Annotated in this window: 4 protein-coding genes; 2 read left to right on the forward strand and 2 right to left on the reverse strand. The window is 44.4% G+C overall.

The annotated features are described in order from the left end of the window. Positions 1-13 precede the first annotated feature (13 nt). Positions 14-802, reverse strand: a complete 789-nt coding sequence (locus F6K38_RS37165) for a DUF4058 family protein (RefSeq protein WP_008180381.1) — start codon at positions 800-802, stop codon at positions 14-16. Between the two features lie 380 nt (positions 803-1,182). Between F6K38_RS37165 and F6K38_RS37170 the strand changes: the two genes are divergently transcribed. Both F6K38_RS37170 and F6K38_RS37175 read left to right on the forward strand, forming a co-directional pair. Continuing rightward, positions 1,183-2,766 carry a tyrosinase family protein gene (locus F6K38_RS37170; protein ID WP_044492368.1) on the forward strand — a complete coding sequence of 528 codons (1,584 nt, stop codon included), beginning with the start codon at positions 1,183-1,185 and terminating at the stop codon, positions 2,764-2,766. Positions 2,767-2,778: 12 nt separating this feature from the next. After that, entirely contained in the window at positions 2,779-3,207 is a 429-nt protein-coding gene (locus F6K38_RS37175) for a hypothetical protein (RefSeq protein WP_008180385.1), read from the forward strand. A gap of 269 nt (positions 3,208-3,476) precedes the next feature. Here the strand turns inward: F6K38_RS37175 and F6K38_RS37180 are convergent. Beyond that, a partial coding sequence (locus tag F6K38_RS37180) for a CHAT domain-containing protein (protein ID WP_287360022.1) occupies positions 3,477-3,703 on the reverse strand: 227 nt, incomplete at its 5' end.

The following is a 3,703-nucleotide window of genomic DNA, read 5'->3' on the forward strand; positions in this document are numbered from 1 at the left end:
ACTATGAAAATTGCTATATAGCAGTTTTCAACAATTCCTTAGCCCATATCCGATTTGTTTCTGATAAAGCTGGTACTGGCTCTTGGTCATAATCGAGTTGATAATCATAACCCCCTCGCTCATAAACGCTATTAATTATAGCTTGTAAATCTACTATCGCTTCAGAATCTTCTGGACGTAATGGTAGGGAAAAAGCTGGTAGCTGCTCTGGGAGATTATAAGTATACAATTCGCCTCGTGGACGATGCTCCTCTCGACTAACCAAAACACGATAATCGCTATCGATAGTATTATCTAAGAGTGGCATTGGTTTCCAGCCTCTGAGCAAATCGATTTCCACTAAATTGGTCAAGCTTCCTAACACCCGTTGGCGTTTTTTTAGGTAAGTTTCTCTCCCTTCACCAGAGCGCTTATTTACTGGAGATAAAACTTCGATAGCGGTTACCACAGCACCGGTAGTCATATCTCTTACTTCCAAATACCCTTGCTTGATTTGTTCAGGCATAGGAACCATTACTGTTACTGGTTTTGTGGTTGGTGACGCAACAGCAACCTTAGAGCTGGAAGAATCTTCAGTATTCGGTTGACGTTTAACAGTAACATCAGGAATTCCCACTAATAAGACGTCATCTTGGTTACTTTTATTAACCTGATAAATTCGCTTTTCAATAGCTACTTTATACTTCGGACGTACCTGAGGAATTAAAGACTCAGCAATTAAACTAATCAACCAATGATGTACTTCTGGCCATAAATCCGGATGCTCTAAATACGGATCCATACCGGGAAAGATTGACGGCATCCCTTAACCTCCCATCAGCTCTGTCTTCTAGGTTAACAGAGGGATTAGGGAGTCGGGGTAAGAGAGGGAAGTGTGGGAGGTGATCCCAGGTGTGGGGAGATGGGGGGATAAGGAGTTAAATGAGCAACGGTTGTGTCCCCCCCTGATTAAGAATTCCTAGTTTCCATGGTGCGTACAAGCTGCTCGCCCGATACCTACACATAGCAATTATAAATCAGTTGTAAAATCGGCAAAATCTGAAATTATTGCAGGGCTTGGGTTATAGCGTTGGCTAAGGCCACTATATTTTATGACTCATATGAAATTGCTATATATAGTAGTATTATTACAAGATGTCAAATGACAACTTGTCATTCACTTGTAACTATCTCATTAGAGTCATGACAGATAACAAAGATTTAACAGGACTTTCCCGCAGAAGTTTTCTTGTTGGTACAGGCAGTATCCTCTTGGCATCAACATTGCCCATAGGACAGGCCTCTGCCCAAACAACCACCTATATCCGCCGCAACTTATCAGATCCATCAGCACCCCTGAAGAGTTATAAAAAAGCAATCAAAGCAATGTTGGAGCTGCCGCCCTCCGATCCTCGAAACTGGTACCGCAACGCCTTTATTCATATCCTCGATTGCCCCCACGGCAACTGGTGGTTCCTGCCCTGGCACCGAGGCTATCTTGGTTGGTTTGAGAAAACCTGCCGCAAACTCAGTGGCGACCCCAATTTTGCTTTGCCCTATTGGGATTGGACTGAGCAACCCTCTATTCCAGAGGTCTTTTTTGAGGGGGTACTTAATCCCTCCCATGAAGCCTTTATTTCCAGCTACGAAACTTTTAAGCAACAGTTCCAAGATCCCATGAGTGATTTTTGGAACTCCCTATCTACAGATCAATTATGTCAACAGAAATTGCGTAGATACTGCTCAATTGATGATGTTTGGCAAGCTATAGAAAACCCAAAGGCTCCGATGTTCTACCCTGACGACTATGCTCGTGCGCTAACCGAGCTGTGCTCTGATTTCGACTATCACACCAGTATAGCAGTCTCAAAAGATACTATTAAAGAAGCTCTTGCTCCCAGCAATTTCATAGAGTTCGGTAGTGCTGTCGCCGAGTGCCATAATAGCCAAGAGACTAGTTTCGCCGTTCTTGAGGGTCAACCCCATAACCTCGTCCACAACAACATCGGTGGTTTCATGGAGGAATTTCTGTCCCCTGTCGATCCGATTTTCTTCATGCATCATTGCAATATAGATCGACTATGGGATGTGTGGACCCGTAAGCAAGAAAATTTGGGTTTTCCGACCCTACCTAAAGGTGAAAAACTAGCCAAATGGCAAGCAGAACCCTTCCTGTTTTTCATTGATGAGAATGGTAATCAAGTTCAGGCAAATACGGCGGGGGATTATGCTACGATTGGCGACTTCAATTATTTCTATCAGCCTGGCTCTGGTGAGGACCTGCTTTCAGCATACCAGAAGGTCAGGACCGAGCCAATAGTCTTTTCTGGTGAAAAAATCAGTCGCTCGTTGAACTTCAAGCAGTTATCCAAGAGGAATGTTAAAGTTCCTCAGGAGATCCTTAAAGCCGCTGTGGCAAGCAGCAATGGATCCAGTATTGTTCCTGAAATTACAAGTATTGTTGCTGAAATTACAATTAACGTTCCAGCCAATTTGCGGGATGTTAGATTTAACGTTTTAGTCAATTCCCCAGAAGGACAAGACAGGATTGGGTTATATAAAACTCACCTTGTAGGAGCGTTGGAGTTGTTCGGCACACTCCACCACAGCGGTCCTGTAACCTTCACCCTTCCACTGACTCGTGCATTGAAGGCTTTGGCTAAGAAGAAGAAACTAGATCTAGATATAGATCAACCTTTACAAGTCGGCCTTGTGCCGGATAGCAAGAGGATCAGGTGGGATTCCTTAGAGGCAACCCTTGAATCTGTGAATATCAAAATCTTCTAGGACACTACTGTTATGGAAATGATGCTGAAGCGCTTTACTTTAGTAATTTTTGCCAGTCTATGTCTGTTTCTTGGGGGAGGGATTCAATATTCCCACGCTGCTGATTTGGCGGGGCAGGTGACCTTGGCGTTGCCCCGCACTCCAGCTCACGATGAGGCAGTCAGAGTAAGGATCTCTGCGGGGGTTCTACCTCGCCGTTCCAGTATTGTGGTGCGGTCGATGGATGGTAGAATTCTAGGGACGGTTTCTCCTTTTGGGGTGAGGCCAGGCCAGCCTTCGGGAGTTTACACGATTCCCCTGCCGGAGAGGGTTTTGAAGGATGGAAAAGTGTCTTTAGTGTTGCAACTTAAGCAGAAGGGTGCGAAGGGGGTTCGTGCTCCCAGTGCAGAAGAGTTCTTGGGGGCAGAGTTGGTTTATATTCCCATTACACCTTTTGATTAGACCTGGAATTTAGGCAAACTGAAATAAGCCAAATCAACCAGGAAGATTGGCCTTGAGGACACAAGAAAAAGCCTGATCCATGAGAGGGTAGCTTTTGGGTCTAGGCTTTTTCTGTATCAGTTCAACCAAATAGGAACCTAAAGGGCGTAAGTATAGCAGTCGCCAGGGTAATTAGGACATGACAAAAGTCTCAAACTACAGTTTGGCTTGAGTTTAACTTCTGACTTCTGACTTCTGACTTCTGCTATACCTCACCCAATTAAAAACTGCTATAATCCATTCCCAATTAAAATAAACGGTGCCCAAAAATAGGGATGCTCCAAACCATACTCTACTTTGGTAATTAAAGCAATTTGAGCTTGTCGGAGGGCTTCGGCTTTAGTAACGTTCCCCTGTTTTAAGACCTCATAAAATTTATTCATCAAGACTTGGGTACCTTTGTCATCCACGCTCCACAGGGATGCGATCGCAGCATCGGCACCAGCATTTTGCATCA

This window comes from Moorena sp. SIO3B2 (assembly GCF_010692525.1).
Classification (GTDB): Bacteria; Cyanobacteriota; Cyanobacteriia; order Cyanobacteriales; family Coleofasciculaceae; genus Moorena; species Moorena producens.

What these genes read in the sequence shown, in the direction of transcription:
- F6K38_RS37175 (WP_008180385.1), top strand. Translation starts at nt 2,779, where the DNA reads ATGGAAATGATGCTGAAGCGCTTTACTTTAGTAATTTTTGCCAGTCTA.
- F6K38_RS37165 (WP_008180381.1), bottom strand. Translation starts at nt 802, where the DNA reads ATGCCGTCAATCTTTCCCGGTATGGATCCGTATTTAGAGCATCCGGAT.
- F6K38_RS37170 (WP_044492368.1), top strand. Translation starts at nt 1,183, where the DNA reads ATGACAGATAACAAAGATTTAACAGGACTTTCCCGCAGAAGTTTTCTT.